This is a genomic window from Moorena sp. SIO3A2, assembly GCF_010672265.1.
GTDB classification, from domain to species: domain Bacteria; phylum Cyanobacteriota; class Cyanobacteriia; order Cyanobacteriales; family Coleofasciculaceae; genus Moorena; species Moorena producens.
Genome location: NZ_JAAHHC010000090.1, coordinates 1 through 15,254 on the forward strand (window position 1 = coordinate 1; position 15,254 = coordinate 15,254).

General features: G+C 43.1%; 14 protein-coding genes and 2 pseudogenes. 6 read left to right on the forward strand and 10 right to left on the reverse strand.

The annotated features are described in order from the left end of the window. Positions 1-165 precede the first annotated feature (165 nt). The 3 genes from F6K64_RS36850 to F6K64_RS36860 all read right to left on the reverse strand — a co-directional run bounded on the left by F6K64_RS36850 (position 166) and on the right by F6K64_RS36860 (position 1,175). Positions 166-690, reverse strand: coding sequence for an ISAs1 family transposase (locus F6K64_RS36850; RefSeq protein WP_008187103.1), 525 nt, complete (start codon positions 688-690; stop codon positions 166-168). Between the two features lie 26 nt (positions 691-716). Continuing rightward, entirely contained in the window at positions 717-926 is a 210-nt protein-coding gene (locus F6K64_RS36855; protein WP_008187105.1) for a hypothetical protein, read from the reverse strand. Positions 927-1,043: 117 nt separating this feature from the next. Further along, positions 1,044-1,175 (reverse strand): transposase family protein, encoded by a 132-nt coding sequence (locus F6K64_RS36860; RefSeq protein ID WP_143764225.1) that lies wholly within the window; start codon positions 1,173-1,175, stop codon positions 1,044-1,046. A 446-nt stretch (positions 1,176-1,621) separates the two neighbouring features. On the opposite strand from F6K64_RS36860, the gene F6K64_RS36865 reads away from it, so the two are divergent. Together F6K64_RS36865 and F6K64_RS36870 are read left to right on the forward strand one after the other, a co-directional pair. After that, positions 1,622-2,407 (forward strand): hypothetical protein, encoded by a 786-nt coding sequence (locus tag F6K64_RS36865; protein WP_008187111.1) that lies wholly within the window; start codon positions 1,622-1,624, stop codon positions 2,405-2,407. 144 nt (positions 2,408-2,551) lie between these two features. After that, on the forward strand, positions 2,552-3,307 hold the full coding sequence (locus tag F6K64_RS36870) for a hypothetical protein (protein ID WP_287267917.1): 756 nt from the start codon (positions 2,552-2,554) through the stop codon (positions 3,305-3,307). 71 nt (positions 3,308-3,378) lie between these two features. Here F6K64_RS36870 and F6K64_RS36875 read toward each other — a convergent pair whose 3' ends face one another. Beyond that, on the reverse strand, positions 3,379-3,615 hold the full coding sequence (locus F6K64_RS36875) for a hypothetical protein (RefSeq protein WP_131827058.1): 237 nt from the start codon (positions 3,613-3,615) through the stop codon (positions 3,379-3,381). A 254-nt stretch (positions 3,616-3,869) separates the two neighbouring features. On the opposite strand from F6K64_RS36875, the gene F6K64_RS36880 reads away from it, so the two are divergent. Then, positions 3,870-4,724 carry an ion channel gene (locus F6K64_RS36880; protein WP_287267918.1) on the forward strand — a complete coding sequence of 285 codons (855 nt, stop codon included), beginning with the start codon at positions 3,870-3,872 and terminating at the stop codon, positions 4,722-4,724. A gap of 26 nt (positions 4,725-4,750) precedes the next feature. On the opposite strand, the gene dnaG is transcribed toward F6K64_RS36880, so the two are convergent. Then, positions 4,751-6,709, reverse strand: a complete 1,959-nt coding sequence (gene dnaG, locus F6K64_RS36885; protein ID WP_287267920.1) for a DNA primase — start codon at positions 6,707-6,709, stop codon at positions 4,751-4,753. Between the two features lie 231 nt (positions 6,710-6,940). On the opposite strand from dnaG, the pseudogene F6K64_RS39290 reads away from it, so the two are divergent. From F6K64_RS39290 to F6K64_RS36905, 3 genes and pseudogenes are all read left to right on the forward strand, one after another. After that, a pseudogene (locus tag F6K64_RS39290) lies at positions 6,941-7,584 on the forward strand (hypothetical protein); the annotation flags it as partial. A 982-nt stretch (positions 7,585-8,566) separates the two neighbouring features. Next, the gene (locus tag F6K64_RS36900) at positions 8,567-8,812 is read left to right on the forward strand and encodes a hypothetical protein (RefSeq protein ID WP_287263036.1); all 246 of its coding nucleotides are present in this window, start codon (positions 8,567-8,569) and stop codon (positions 8,810-8,812) included. Between the two features lie 838 nt (positions 8,813-9,650). Further along, entirely contained in the window at positions 9,651-11,792 is a 2,142-nt protein-coding gene (locus F6K64_RS36905) for a DUF8508 domain-containing protein (protein ID WP_008187120.1), read from the forward strand. Positions 11,793-12,091: 299 nt separating this feature from the next. On the opposite strand, the gene F6K64_RS36910 is transcribed toward F6K64_RS36905, so the two are convergent. The 5 genes and pseudogenes from F6K64_RS36910 to F6K64_RS36930 all read right to left on the reverse strand — a co-directional run. Beyond that, on the reverse strand, positions 12,092-12,214 hold the full coding sequence (locus F6K64_RS36910; protein ID WP_287252835.1) for a hypothetical protein: 123 nt from the start codon (positions 12,212-12,214) through the stop codon (positions 12,092-12,094). A 188-nt stretch (positions 12,215-12,402) separates the two neighbouring features. Next, positions 12,403-13,677: a cation:proton antiporter gene (locus F6K64_RS36915; RefSeq protein WP_287267921.1), complete on the reverse strand. Its 1,275-nt coding sequence runs from the start codon at positions 13,675-13,677 to the stop codon at positions 12,403-12,405. 31 nt (positions 13,678-13,708) lie between these two features. Further along, a complete protein-coding gene (locus F6K64_RS36920) occupies positions 13,709-13,960 on the reverse strand; it encodes a hypothetical protein (protein ID WP_287267923.1) in 252 nt (83 codons plus the stop codon). Then, the gene (locus F6K64_RS36925; RefSeq protein ID WP_165691843.1) at positions 13,938-14,546 is read right to left on the reverse strand and encodes a CPBP family glutamic-type intramembrane protease; all 609 of its coding nucleotides are present in this window, start codon (positions 14,544-14,546) and stop codon (positions 13,938-13,940) included. Before F6K64_RS36925 ends, F6K64_RS36920 begins: the two co-directional genes overlap by 23 nt. A 71-nt stretch (positions 14,547-14,617) precedes the next feature. Further along, positions 14,618-15,127 (reverse strand): annotated as a pseudogene (locus F6K64_RS36930) (DMT family transporter); the annotation flags it as partial. Positions 15,128-15,254: the final 127 nt, after the last annotated feature.

Consider the following 15,254-nt stretch of genomic DNA (forward strand, 5'->3'; position numbering starts at 1 on the left):
TTATGCGGATCAGGGGGGTTAGGTAACAGGATTTGGGAAATGTCGTTGTCAGTCAATGGTTGGTGAGCACTCAATCGCTAAAAACCTGCACCGGTTCTAGGGAGCGAACCTATAAGTCATAGCTTATGAGTGAGACAGCGATTGCTTTGGCACACCGTCAAATGGCTACGACACGACCTTTTGGGTTCCAATCAACCGCAAAATCTTCTCTATATCATCAGCAATCGACCGGAGTGCCGTGGTGATAGAAGAATAACCGTGGTAGCGTAAGATAGCGATGACTAAACTACGGTACATTGAGAGATTGCCAGGAGCATTACCAAATTGTATCCTGGAACTATCCTGATCAAGTACCACGTCCTTAACCCAATGTAAACGATTTTCAATTCCCCAATCACCACGAATGCCTTGGGCAAATTGTGCGGCATCGAGACATTTACTACTAATATAATAAGCGAGTTGTTGGTAGGGCTTACCTGCTCTTGTACCGATGCGTTCTAGTTTGACAAGACTAGCTAGACCTTGCCACTCGTCACTTATGCATATGATGTCATCAAAAACAGATACAGTTAATGTGGTGAGACGGTCACTTCTTTTTTCCCGGCTTATGTCAACACTTATGGGTTGAGTTTTTTGAGTGTTGAGTTTGATTTGTTTGTAGAGATTTTTGGGATTACCTTTCACAGCCATTACATAGTCGTTTCCACTTTCGACAATTAGTTTGACAGTTTTTTTTGACAGTGTAAAGCCTCAAAGCTCAATATTACTCCTTCTATCCCTAAATTGGCTAAAAGCAACGGCACAACGTCAATTTCACTACTTTTTTTATTACGAAATTGTTCTAGGGCTAGGGCTACTCCACAGCGACTACTGAAAACAGAAACTACCGAAACGAAGTCTTGATAAGCTTGAGCATAATTATTCACTGTCCCTTTGATACTTTTGCCATCAACTCAAGCACCAATCACCCTCTTGGGTAGGCACACCATCCCTAATCCAGTTGGTCAAAACTTGGGCTAATTGAGTAAAATCAATACTCATCATTACTCTCCGAAAAGTCGAGTAATAGGAAAACCCATTGGTGGTAAATCTAAGTTTTCGAGCAAGGCTTGGTGATGACGACGAGCAAAATCTTCCAAGGCTCGATAACCATAGCAATCGCTCATCGTTGCCATAATCACCAACAGCCAAATTAACCGCGTTTTCCTCTGGGAGCACGAAAATCTGGGAGCTGGGCTAACGCTTCGATCAGATTAGTTTTCATCAGGGAGAGGAACGAGAGTTCCATATTGAGTTCACTTTGATAGTTTACACTAGTTTCTGGCTACTCTAATTTTCTGTGATCACAATGAATTAGCCCTGCTTTTTTAAGGGGGATTTAGGGGGATCTCCGAGTTTGAAGACACGCCCTAGGGGTGGGTTCCTCTTACCTGCTCCCTGCTCCCTAAAACCCACGATTTTGTACAGCAACAGGCCGTCAGCCTTTGGCCAGGCTACGCGAATGGCTGACGGCTGACGGCTGACGGCTCACCGCTGAATGCTTAGCTAAGCTTGTGGTTCGGCAACTATTGAGCTAGCTGTACTAAAGTGAAAGTTAGTGTAATCACTGCTAACTTTCACCATGGCTAGAATTCGAGGTATAGGGTTGATTATCCAAGCCCTGATACCAGTTATTTACCTATTAGTAGTTATTCTAACCTTAGCCACGATTGTGCTGGATATCAACAGTCTTGTGGGTGGACCAGTACAAGAAATCGATAGCGCTCTGGTGACTATCAGTGGCAAATTCGAGCAAACGGGAAATGTTATTGGTAGTGCCATAGCACCGATTGGTGATCTAGATAAAAAACTGGCTAAAACGGTCGAAACAATTGATAGTATTCCTGAAGAAATAGAGCTTCCGACTATTCCGATTCCTGATGCTGAACTGCCGATTAAACCAAAAGTTAAATTGAGCAGCAGGGAGTTAAACAAGCCAGTTGTGTTCGTATTTGATATTCCCAAGATTCCTAAAGAACCTATTCTTAAGATTCCTAAGGTGCGAGTTGAGATTGAAAAGGTACCTGTTGCTTTACCTGATATTCCTGGAGTGAAGGTTAGTGTATCAGGACTAAAAGAAACGAAAGCCCTTTTAACTAAGAATGTTGAAATTATTGGCACTTTAAATAAAGTTATTGGCATTCTTCCCAATCTTGAGGTGATTAGAGACCATTACCAAAGACTAATTGTTGGGGAGCAGGGCTTACTAGTAATCATTCAAAAAATTTGCCGTAATCTATTCATTATGATCATCCTGTTGGCAGGGACTGTCATGCTTTCACTACCCTGGTTGGTTGTGAAATATATCAAGTGGGCTTCCCCTCAGGTAACTGCTGGATGGCAATTAATCAGGGGAGTATCTCAATAGGGAGCTTCGGAGCAGGTAAGATATAGCAATTATATATCCCATAAGGTACAAAGTGATCCCCCTAAATCCCCCTTAATAAGGGGGACTTTGAGGTTTAAAACCGTACCTCATAACTGCGATAAACGCTATAATAGAGGTAAGACGATGAGAGTTGATCAAAGCAGTGGTTTAAGGCAACGACTTAATGGTATAGTCATGATTATCTATGCCTTAATCCCGATTATCATAGTAGTGGTATTTTTGATTACTTTTTTAACAATTTTAAATGACATCAAGAGTCTGGTTACTGGCCCTTTAGTGGAAATCAATAACACTCTAGTGGAAGTGAAGGAAAGTACTCAAAAAGCCAAAGAAGAAATTGCTAATATCATAGAACCGATCAAAACAGTAAAGGCAGAGGTGCAAGAAGCCTTAGAGATAGTTGAACAGATTCCTACAGGAGTAACTTTGCCTAATCTTGGCATCCCAGATGTTAATCTTCCGGTGAAACCAGATGTCAACTTGGGGGGTGGATTTCCGCCTAAGGTGAATATCGAAATGAAAGAGGTTTCAGTGGCTATGCCTACTATTCCTGGGTTTGAAGTACCAGTGGTTGGTTTGCAACAGGTCAAGGCAGTTTTAAAGGATAATTTGGAAATACTTAGGGTTTTTAATACTATTGTCAGCGGTATTCCTAACCTCGATTCCCTTAGAGAAGATTCCCAAAAAATTGTAGCAGGGGTGCAGGAGTTGGTGAACGGAATTCATAAAATCGGGAGCAAGGTATTGGGGCTGATGATATTTAGCGCAATCATGGTGATACCCTGGTTAATTAAGTTATGTATTGCTCCCTACGCTACTTGGGCTTACGGTCAGGTCACCACAGGATGGGCATTAGTTCGTGGTCAAGTAACTGAATAAATCAGATGGGGAAATCTAAAGGAAAAATGCGATGCTCTAAAGAGCCGCTAAGCGAACGCTTTGGGTGCATCTCATTTTTGCCGTTTGACCAGATGGTGCGTTAGGGACGGACGCTGCTGGCGAATTCGTGAAACCCTTATTCTGCCGTAATCTGCTCCCCTCTCCCAAGGTTGGGAGAGGGGCTGGGGGTGAGGGCTGATCGGGCTTCTTGGTAAGTTCGCGAAATATTTCGCCAGCAGCATCGGGACGGAAAGCCTCTGATTTTCCGCCTCTTTGCGCCTTGAACAGTCCGTCCCGTAACGCACCACCAGGCTACTCCCTACTAGACCCTAATAAAACACTAATCAATCGATAAATATTTTAAAAAATAGTAAACAGTCAGCACTCAGCGGTCAGCCTTCAGCCTTCAGCCTTCAGCCTTCAGCTGATTTTATTCAAAAGCTGTTATCCTAGCGTGACCATAGGCTGATAGCTGATAGCTGATACGCGACAGGCTGATAGCTAAGAGCTTACGGTAAAATAACCAATTTAAATTGCAATTAACAAGTTTAAACTAACTAAGATGCGCATCGCTAAACGGACTAGACCTAGACAATTAGACGTAATTATCAAAGGGTCATCCCATAACCATTGGCGTGACCCTTATCATATAATGCTGACCGTTAATTGGCCCATATTTTTCGGGCTAATTGCGGTTTGTTATTTAACCATAAACATCGTCTTTGCCCTATTGTACCTAGCGGGAGGCAATTGTATTGAAAACGCCCGTCCAGGTGCTTTCTTAGATGTCTTTTTCTTTAGTGTTCAGACCATGGCATCCATTGGTTATGGTGCCATGTATCCCGTGACCTCCTATGCTAATATCATCGTTACCATAGAAGCTCTAGTAGGTTTGATGGCCCTAGCCATGGCAACCGGACTAATGTTTGCCCGCTTCTCTCGCCCTACTGCCAGAGTCATCTTCAGTCGTAGGGCAGTGATTGCGCGCCATAATGGGGTAACTACCCTCATGTTTCGCACGGCCAATGAACGGGATAATCGGATTCTGGAAGCTCAGCTCAGGGTAAGTTTGCTGCGCTATGAAGTGACCTTAGAAGGGGAATCCATGCGTCGATTCTACGACATGAAACTGTTGCGTAGCCAAACCCCTAGCTTTGGTCTAACTTGGACAGTGATGCATCCGATTGATCAAAGTAGTCCGTTATATGGGGAAACACCAGAGTCTCTCGCTGAAATGGAAGCTACACTTATTATCACCCTAGTCGGTATTGATGAAACGGTTTCCCAGACTATTCACGCTCGTCACTCCTACACCGCATCAGAAATTTTGTGGGATAGGCGTTTTGTCGATATGTTTCATAGGAAATCAGACGGCAGTAGAATTATTGATTATAGCCACTTTCATGATATTAAGTAATAGAAATTTATAGGGTTTTAGAACTGCTACATAATTAATAGCTCTGAAATACCAACCTGACGTATCTTCTCTAACTCGATCAGCCTGCGATTAGCTTCTTGACATTCCTGCCAATAGTATTGCTTACGTTGCCAATCATTACTAAGGTCAATTTTTTGCCATTGCTCTAAACAATAGCGCCGATGTTTTTCCAAGGCTACTATTTCTAGAGAAGCTGCTGCTGCCTGTATTACCATCGGGGCTCGCAAAATATCTTCTGTACAGGTTTCGTCAAGATGAAATAGATGGGCGACTTGAGTCATTTCCCTAGGAAATTGTAAACTCCGGTCTTGTAAACGGGAGATTAGCTGTTCAGGGGTGGTAGTGTAAAATTGTGTCCCTATCCCTTGCAGTTCAATAATTTGTTGCCACAAGAATCGATGATGAGAAAGACTAAACAGTAAATCTCCCTGGTCTAGAGTATCAATAATTGTTTGTCGATACTCCGGACAATGTAAATAAATCCGTAATAGTAAGGCTTCGGCTCGTTCTAAAAGGGTACGTTCTTTACCAACAGGTAGGTTTGAGTCTTGATTACCCTGTTGTTTGGTTTTCTTTAACCGAGGTGGGGATTTCTTAAAGGCAGCTCTCAGGGGTTTTTGGAGTTGAGTTTGGAAATTTTCGATGTATAGAGATACTAGTTTCCCTTGTCCTTGACTGAGAATTTGAGCACAGTAGTTAATATAATAAGTGAGCTGATTAATGTCCTCCAGTTGCTTGAGTAACTTAACCATAGCTTGGGCGACTTGCTGAAATTGATCGGCTTGTTGGAGGTCTTTGCCAATCAGGAGTTGATTAATCTGCCAATCCAGCCACAAGGGAGCATTGAGCAACAGTTGTCGGTATTGTTCCGTAGCGTCAGGAGCAGATTTTAGGAATTCATCGGCATCTTTGCCATCAGGTAGGTTGAGTACCCGTAGCTGGACAAGCCCTTGGTAAGCTAGGTTAGCAATTTCTCCAATAGCTCTTTGGGCAGCAGTGGTACCAGCAGCATCCGCATCAAAGTTGAGCACAATTTGCTTCGATTCAGTATAGCGCGATAGTTGCCGGACTTGATCTAAACTAAAAGCGGTACCAAGGGAGGCGACTATATTAGTAATTCCTGCAGCATGGAGTGCGATCGCATCAAAATATCCTTCCACCACTACAGCTTGGTCTTGCTTGGTAATGGAATTACGAGCTTTATCTAGGGCAAAGAGGGTTTTACTTTTATCAAACAGGGGAGTTTCTGGAGAGTTGAGGTATTTCGGTTGCTCATCCCCGAGACTTCTAGCACCAAAGCCAATTACTCGACCTTGGGTGTCGTGGATCGGAATCATAATGCGATCGCGAAAGCGATCATAATACCCACCATTGTCCCTAGGCTTAATCAATCCCGCTTGCTCAACTAGCTTAACTGGCTTCCGTTTGTGTTCCACCAGATAACGGTAGATGGTTTGCCAACTAGCTGGAGCATACCCTAGCTCGAAAGTAATGATGGTTTCCTCACTCAGACCCCTTTGACCGCGCAAGTACTCTAGGGCCTGCTGTCCTTGGGGTTGTCTGAGGGCATGTTGATAGAAAGCTGTGGCTAAGGCCAGAATCTCGTAGAGTTGCTCTTGTAGAGAAAGTTGCCGTTGTAATTGCTCCCGCTGTTCCGGTTGCAGGGTTTGGACTGGCACCTGGTAGCGCTGTGCCAAATCCAGCACCACATCCGAGAAGGAGTGCTTGCCAATCTCCATCAGGAATTTAATCGCATTCCCTCCAGCTTGGCAGCCGAAGCAGTAATAGAGTTGTTTAGAGGGACTGACAGTGAAACTGGGAGTTTTTTCCTCATGGAAGGGACAGAGACCGACATGGTCTCTGCCACGCTTACGCAATACCACATGCTCCGAGATCACATCCACAATGTCAGACCGTTCCTTAACTGCTTCAATAGTGTTTGGGTGTAGCCGTGGAATGTTCATTGCTGGATTACGTGGTTACAATCGGTCAGGGTGTTCTTTATTGTCCCACCATACTCAAACCCTAAAAAACATGCCTGAGGTTTAGTGCCATTGCAGTATGACGACTGTGGGCAAGACTTGACACAAGATGCTGTTTCAGATCTTGGTCAAAAAGTCAAGATCCATGGGATCTGTTTTTAGCCAGTTGATCGGTGAAAGGCTACTAACACTACCCCCAAAGAATTAGGATTAATGACCCGACAGCCACACGACCAATTTGCGAAACAGTATCTCACGGAGTTGCTAACACCTCATGGTCAGGTGCAAATCAGCCGGGAAGTAACCAGTGAAGTTCGTCAAGTCGATATTTGGTTTCTACCAGCACCTTCGACATCCACACCACCCCAGGTTTTAGGATTGCTCGGTCAGATGGCATCAACTGCCTGTTTATTGGAACCGTTCCGCAATGCCACAGGGATCATGGCGGTGCGTAATTGTCTGCTAAAGTTGTTTGCCCTGTATGGTGAGCTGCAGCGCCAGGCACGACGAGAGGTGCGACCCGTGGCGAATTTAATTCGCCAAGGTCAAGCGCACCTAAGAAAAATTCTGTCAGTGAAACCGACTTGACCTGTTTATGGATTCTGTCTCCTTACTGTTCAACCAAGCTGTTGAATGGTTTTGCTGCCAAACTTAATGATTCCGGTAATTGGATTGAGGGAGTCTATTTTTTGCCTGAGTTGTTCAAGACAGCCCTGGTGGCCATTAACCAGCTACCGGTTACAGAAGAAACCCTCTGGTTGAGAGTTTTGGGACGCGATCGCGTAGCGTGCGCGTAGCGCAATCGCACTCAAACCCAAGCCATTAATGAGTTGGTAGCACTACCGGTCGGACACCCTTTACTAGGGGACGCGCAAGTCGAAAGCCCCGCGTTTTTAAACCGGGTCAGAAGTTACCGCAAGAATAGGGCAGCCTTTACGGTTGGTCGGCTATGAGCAAAAGGGTTAAAACTTTATAATTAAGGCTGCCCTATTCTAAGGTTTCGTCTCCGGGATGAAGACTCGCAGCGACTTTAGTCGCCGAGTTGACAATACTTTAGCGCTATAGTATAATTCAAGCATAGGGTACAGGCTGAAAAACCGAGGCTGAGCCGGGAGAGAAACCCGTAACTTATTGACCTTAAAGTAGTAATGCCCGGAGGGTAGGGAAAGTCCTCCTTAAAAACCCAACCATCAACTAACAATTGGTGTGTGAACCCAGCAAGAAAGATAACACTTTGAAAAAAAATGGTACGGCGGGGCACGCCGAAACCAAGTGAAACAGGGAAGCAAGGGACTTTATAAGGCACTTCTCAAAAAGTAACTAAACGCTATCGCGAGACCAGCCCGCTGGGTCTTTCGTAAACTGAACTAGAATCTTGGTCTTGACGGGATATTGGTTTAGGTATTGCCGCAAGGATACGGAGGTTTAAGGCCGGTCGTAGATCTAGGAATCCCCGCGTCTTTAGACCGGGGAGTGTCAAGAGGCAACATCTTAGAGATTCTGGCCAACTGGCGCATCGCTTTCTTATCCCCCACACCCCACACCCGGTCAACCCACACCCCACACCTGAGGTCTTTGTTAAAAACCTACCCCTGTGAGGGGGTTAGGGGTGGGTGCCAATGCCCTTGCGCGTAGCGCTATAAAAGCTGACTGCTCAGAAGCTGATCGCTGAATTATTACAGCTAGAGTGTATCTGTTTAACCATTTAAAGGTAACTTGTCAACTGCTATTTCTTCCTGATTAAATTAATTTTTTTTAAAAGTTTTGCTAGATCAATAAAAATCTAGTAAATCCCCAAATTGTTCACAAAATATTAACAAAATTAAAGTACCATTATAAGTGGATACTTACTTTATTTTTAGATATTTTTGGCTCCTTACTATTTCTAGCGTTTATCGCAGTTATGAGGTACAGTATTTTTTGACGTTGATTCCCTGTTTTGATGCAGCGCATCCCGATTACCGATTACCGATTACCGATTACCGATTACCGATTACCGATTACCGATTACCGATTACCGATTACCGATTACCGATTACCGATTACCGATTACCGATTACCGATTACCGATTACCGATTACCTAAAATCCCGAAATTGTGTACCTCATAGCTATGATAATTGCTATCCACGACACAATATAAGTAATTAACACAAGCATTGGTCACGAAAAAAAAAGCCTCTGTAGAGATGTTATGAATAACGTCTCTACAGAATATATAAGACTAGATAAAGTCTCTACTCTGTTTATTAATCAGGGATTGCATACATTCTATGAATGCTGATGTTACCGCTGACCGCTGATAGCTAATAGCTAAATATTCGTTGGTTTTAAAACCAATACAAAACCCTGATATGACTATAGCAATCCTAAATCATTTTAAAAATAACTGGACTTCTGAAAAACTAGCTCATTCTCCATTAAAATCTGCCTTATGCCTTCTGCATACTGCCTGAAAGCAGCCCATTTATTTCACGAATAAGATAGGATTACTAGGCTCTCCTAGAGTGGCTAGGATAAATTAGTACAAAATAATCGCCATAGTTTTTGCTTAGTAAGCTCTTGAGTAATTTAAAAATGCAATTTTAATAAAAGCGATGCAGAGGTGCGACCCGTGGCGAATTTAATTCGACGACTGTAAGGGCACCTAAGCGGTCTTGGGGGTTTACCCCGGAGACGAAACCTTAGACAGGGGAGCCTTTATGGTTGGTAGGCTATGCAGATGCATGATTAAAACTTATTGATTAAGGCTCCCCTGTCTTACGGTAACTTCAAACCACTCGCTATTCCATCAAGAAAATGTATTTTTAGTTGATTGAATCCCTTGCTATTTAAGGGGTTAAGCTCATTTAAACTACTAATTTACTATAATCAGTCTAGGAGAGCCGATTACTATAGTTATTTTTAAAGAGAAACGTAGGTATATGACAAATCTAATCATACGTCCCATATACGACATCCAAGGTAAAGGTCATATCTCACCATTTGTTGGTCAGTCTGTCACAACTACAGGTATTGTGACTGGGGTAGCGAGCAACGGCTTCTACCTACAAGACCCTTATGGAGATAATAATAATGCTACCTCAGATGGAATTTTTGTATTTACTAATTCTACTCCTACGGTCAGAATCCGTGACAAGGTGCAAGTGAGTGGTGATGTCCAAGAATTTCGGCGTAGTAACCGTTCCGATGACTTAACCCTGACTGAAATTACTAACCTGACTAATATTAGGGTCTTATCATCGAACAACCCTTTACCTACTGCGGTGGTTATCGGTGAAGACCGTACAGTACCTACAGAAATTATTGATGATGATGGTTTAACTGACTTCAATGAAGCTACTGATAGCATTGACTTTTACGAAAGCCTAGAAGGGATGCGGGTGCAAATCAATAATGCTGTAGCGGTTGCTCCCACTAATAGGTTTGGTGAAATTTGGACGGTTCCAGGTGATGTCAATCCTACTGGTGTTAATAATCGTGGTGGCATTACCATTAGTGACGGTGACTTCAATCCAGAGCGAATTCAGATTGATGACACTCTATTCAATGGCATTTCTCCTACAGTTAATGTCGGTGACCAGCTCGGTACTGTAACAGGGGTACTTAGCTACAGTTTCGGTAACTTTGAACTCCAGTCTACTGAACCAATTAGTGCTACATCAGGTAACCTAACGCCAGAGATAACGAATTTAGTCAGTAGTGCCAATCAACTTACCATTGCTAGCTTCAATGTCGAAAACCTCGACCCCAATAGTCAAGATGGGGATGATGATATCGGTGATGGTAAATTTAATGCGATCGCATTTCAACTGATCAATAATCTCCAATCCCCCGATATCATTGCTCTGCAAGAGGTTCAAGACAATAACGGAACTATAGACAATGGTAATGTGGATGCTAGGGAAACCTACGAAACTCTGATTAATGCCATAGTTGCTGCTGGTGGACCTCAGTACTCCTTCTTTGATATCCCCCCTGTGGACCGTCAGGATGGGGGTCAACCTGGTGGTAATATCCGCGTCGGTTACCTCTACAACCCTAACCGAGTTACCATCAACACTGATTCTGCTCAACGTATTGGTGTTGGTGAGACGGCTTTCGATAATACCCGCAAGTCTTTGTTGACGGAGTTTGAGTTTAACGGTGAAACCATCTCTGTTATTAATAATCACTTTTCTTCCAAGGGTGGTAGTGACCCTCTCTTTGGTGAGAATCAACCACCACAAAACGGTCAGGAGCAGAAACGGAATCAGCAAGCTCAAATCGTTAACGATTTTGTCGATACCATTCTGACTAATGACCCTGATGCCAATGTCCTAGTGCTGGGAGACTTCAATACGTTTGATTTTGAAGAACCACTGGAAACTCTAAAAGGATATCACAATTCAGTGCTGACCAATCTGACGGAAACGTTACCAGAGGATGAGCGTTACACATTTATTTTTGAAGGGAACTCTCAGGCACTTGACCATATTTTGGTCAGTGATCACCTAGTTGATGCTGGTGCTGAGTATGACATTGTCCACGTCAACAGTGAGTTTGCTGACCAAGCTAGCGACCATGACCCAATTTTAGCTCGCTTTACCTTACCTGAGCCAACTATTATCAATGGCACCGCAGGTAGTGATCAGCTGACTGGTACTGATAACAATGACATTATCACTGGTTTCCAAGCTCGAGATTTGCTCACTGGTGGTGGTGGTAATGATCAGTTTGTCTACACCTCACACCGAGATGCTGGCGATCAGATCACCGACTTTGAAGTGGGAAGTGACAAAATTGTTCTTACTGAGTTATTTAATAATAACGGAATTACAGTTGCTAATTATGATGATGCGATTAATCGGGGCTTTCTGAGTTTTGCTTTACAGGATAATTTTGCTGTTGTTTTGTTTGACCAAGATGGCTCTGATGACAGCAATTATCAAGGGGTATTCAGGGAATTAAAACAAGAATTTCCGTTCCCTTTTTTAAATACTAATTCAGATGGAAGTCAGATATTTCTCCTTCTGGAAAATGTTGATGTTGTTGAGCTACATGATTCTAGTAATTTTGTGATATAAAAGGTTGAAGGTTAGTTTGTTGAAGGTTAGTTTGTTGAAGGTTGGGAGGTTGAAGGTTGGGAGGTTGAAGGTGAGTTGCTTGAAGGTTAAAGGTTAAAGGTTAGCAGGTTGAAGGTTAGGAGGTTGTTCGCGTAGCGTGGCCAAAGGCCAAGGTTATTTGGTTGAATAATCTTTATCCTGTTCCAAATAATGTTTAAGATTTTTGAGCTGATTTTCGGTGCTTATCAAGGGCTACAATAAATCCCGCTACTGTTAGATTTGGTGTTAGCATTCAGCTATAGCGCGTGTCGCGTATCAGCTTATGGGTTAGGTCCGATGGGTCGAAGCCTGTGCCACGCTACTGTTCCCACCTCAAGCAGCGTGGCCACAGGCCAAGGGTGCCCGTAGCGCAATCGCTGCTTTTCAATAAAAGAGGTAAGCATTCGTTTAATCTTGAGTTATGGGAAGCTGACGGTTGACAGCTGACGGCTGAATGCTTACGATTTGGTAGTCTACTCAAAAGACCTCTTGCAAAACTCCAAAACTATTGCCGACTCCCGACTCCCGACTCCCGACTCCCGACTCCCGACTCCCGACTCCCTACTCCCTACTCCCTAAAACCTAAAACCTATCATTTGCGCCAAGACAAACGAACAGGCATTTCCGAGCGTGGCATCAATTCTGGGATCTCATGGGTAGCTTTAAACCTGGCCATGCGCTTACCATACCAGTTAGCTCCTGGAAAAGCCGTTAAACCATGAGCAAACACACTAATCAACACAGTTACTACCATAGTGCTAAACATCACTTCACTACCCTGAATTCCATCCCCCTCTAAAATTAGTAAACCATACAATATTGAAGCCACTCCCCTCGGTCCAAACCAGCCCAGAAATAAGATAGTATACCAACGCAACTTCATCCCAATCACGCTAATAGCAACCCCTACCATCCGAGCAATGGTCAGAGTAGCAATGGCGTACAATACCATCTGCCAATTGACGCTATCGAGAGCAGGAAACACCATCATTGAGCCATAAATCATAAAAATCAGCAGCACCAGCAACTGTCCCTCTGCTTCTCCAAACTCATACAAACAATCACAAATTGATGGAGCCGTATTCCCTAGGGTTAAGCCAGCACAAAACGCCGCAATAAAACCATTTCCCCCCACTAATTCTGCGATCGCATAAGCGCATAACGAGAGTCCTAATACCGATAAATCTTCAAAACTATGAGTAATCCACTTGCGGCGAACACTCTGTGACACCAACCAACCGCCAATATAGCCAACTGCTACCCCAACGATTGGCCCGAGAATCACTTGCATAGCAGCAAAGCGAAACCAAAAGCTTGCTGTTCCCGTCCCTTCCATTGTTCCAGCTAAGGAAAGGAAAATTAATAGAATCGGTAAACAAATACCATCATTCAAACCACTTTCAACATTGAGGGATTGACGAATACAAATTGGCACACGAGGACTGCTGACCACCGCTTGTCCTAAAGCAGCATCAGTGGGAGCCAGAATTGTTGCCAACCCTGCTGCTTCCCAGAATTCTAAGCTACCTCCAAGCAACAGTACTGCCAAAATTGTTCCTAGGATAATTGTCAGCGGTAGACCAATACCTAACAGACGTACCGGTAAATTGTAGTCTCGACGCAACAGTTTAAGATTAATCCGAGAAGCATCAGTGAACAAAACCAGAATCAACGTAAATTCAGCAATTATCCGAACAAGCTCATGCTCTACCTCCAGATTCAATAAACCCAACAATTGCGGACTCAATAAAACTCCAAATATCACAAAAGCCATCGGTGGCGTAATCACACTTTTCTCAATGCGCCCAGAAATTAAACCAAAGCCGAGGATAAATAGAGCAATAATCGCAAATAGTTCAGTGTTCATGGAATTTATCTAAATCCTGAGTGTGTCAGTGCTATACCAAAGGGAACAGGGAACAGGGAACAGGGAACAGGGAATAGGAAAAAAATTCTGTGTACCTGATAGTTATGAAAAGTACTGATAGCTGATAGCTGATAGCTGATAGCTGATAGCTGATAGCTGATAGCTGATAGCTGATAGCTGATAGCTGATAGCTGATAGCTGATAGCTGATAGCTGAATGCTGATAGCTGAATGCTGATAGCTGAATGCTGAATGCTTAAGTTACAAAAGTCTGCTTTTGCCACCCAAGCCAATCAGCCAGATCACAACAAACAACCAGTGAATGACTACAGCTGTCCAGATGGAGCCACTTTGAAGATAAGCAATAGTACAAATAATTCCCAAAAGTGTAGCTAGGAATAGAAAAATAGGTTTAAAAAATGTTTCCATTGCCGCCGGATAGAAGGTGATAGCATTCAGTGGATGATAGATAACAAAAATGACTAAACTGACTGTAGACCAAGCGGATAGTGAAATTAAGGAAGGGTTTTCTGAGGGATGAGGTAATAATAAAACCCGGAAAAATATTTCTTCAAGTATTGCTGGGGTAAACAGAGCAGTTATCATAATCTTTCCCACTAAATACCAAGAGGTTTTGACATTAACAGCACTTACATCAGTTTTCCTGAATAAAGGAGATAATGGGGGATTATCAATAGTAAGTAAGTTCTGATCTAGTTTTAGAAAGCCGTTCCGGAAACCAATCGGTAAAGCAATTAAACCATAAATCACGATTAAGATAACTACAATTACCCAAGCTTGACCATCAGGAAACGTTAATATCCCAGCCATCAAGCGCTCGGTAACTCTTTCAGCAAATTTGGCTAACATCTCCATACTGACATCTCTAGAACTAGTAACATCCTTATGTTACTAGGTAAGCATTAGCTGAATGCTTACATTCATACTCCTTTAAACCCAAATTCCATTTCTTTCATCGATTCTGCCACAATGATAGTATCAGTTTTAGGAAGTTTGCGAGAAATACCAATTTGATTCAGGACAATGCCGCAAATAATTACAGCACCACCAATATACTGAGCTATTGTTGGTACTTCTGATAGAATCAAGTAAGCTGCTAAAATGCCCGCTACCGGACTAAAGGAACTCGCCAGAGAAACATCGGATGCAGTAGTAGTCTTCAAACCCTTAAACCAACAGAGTTGACCTCCTACTACAATCACAGCCCCATAGAGCAGCATCCATTGCCAGACAAATGGTGATAAAGCATCCATAAAATGACCTACTCCAAATAACTTAATCACCGCAACCAAGAAAATGACCGTACCTGTAGCAGTTCTGAACACGGTAAAGATTCCCAGAGGGATTTGGCGCAGCTTGACTTTACTAATAATGGTAGAAATTGCTAATGCGATCGCTCCTGCTGCTGCCATCAATTCACCGACACCAATAGACCTCTCCAAAAAACAAACTTATGGTAAAATAAGATAAAATTAATCACTTTTATCAACCTCAAAAACCATGAGCTACACTTGGAACTACATCCAAAAAAATCCTAAACAAACAAAAAGATTGCTA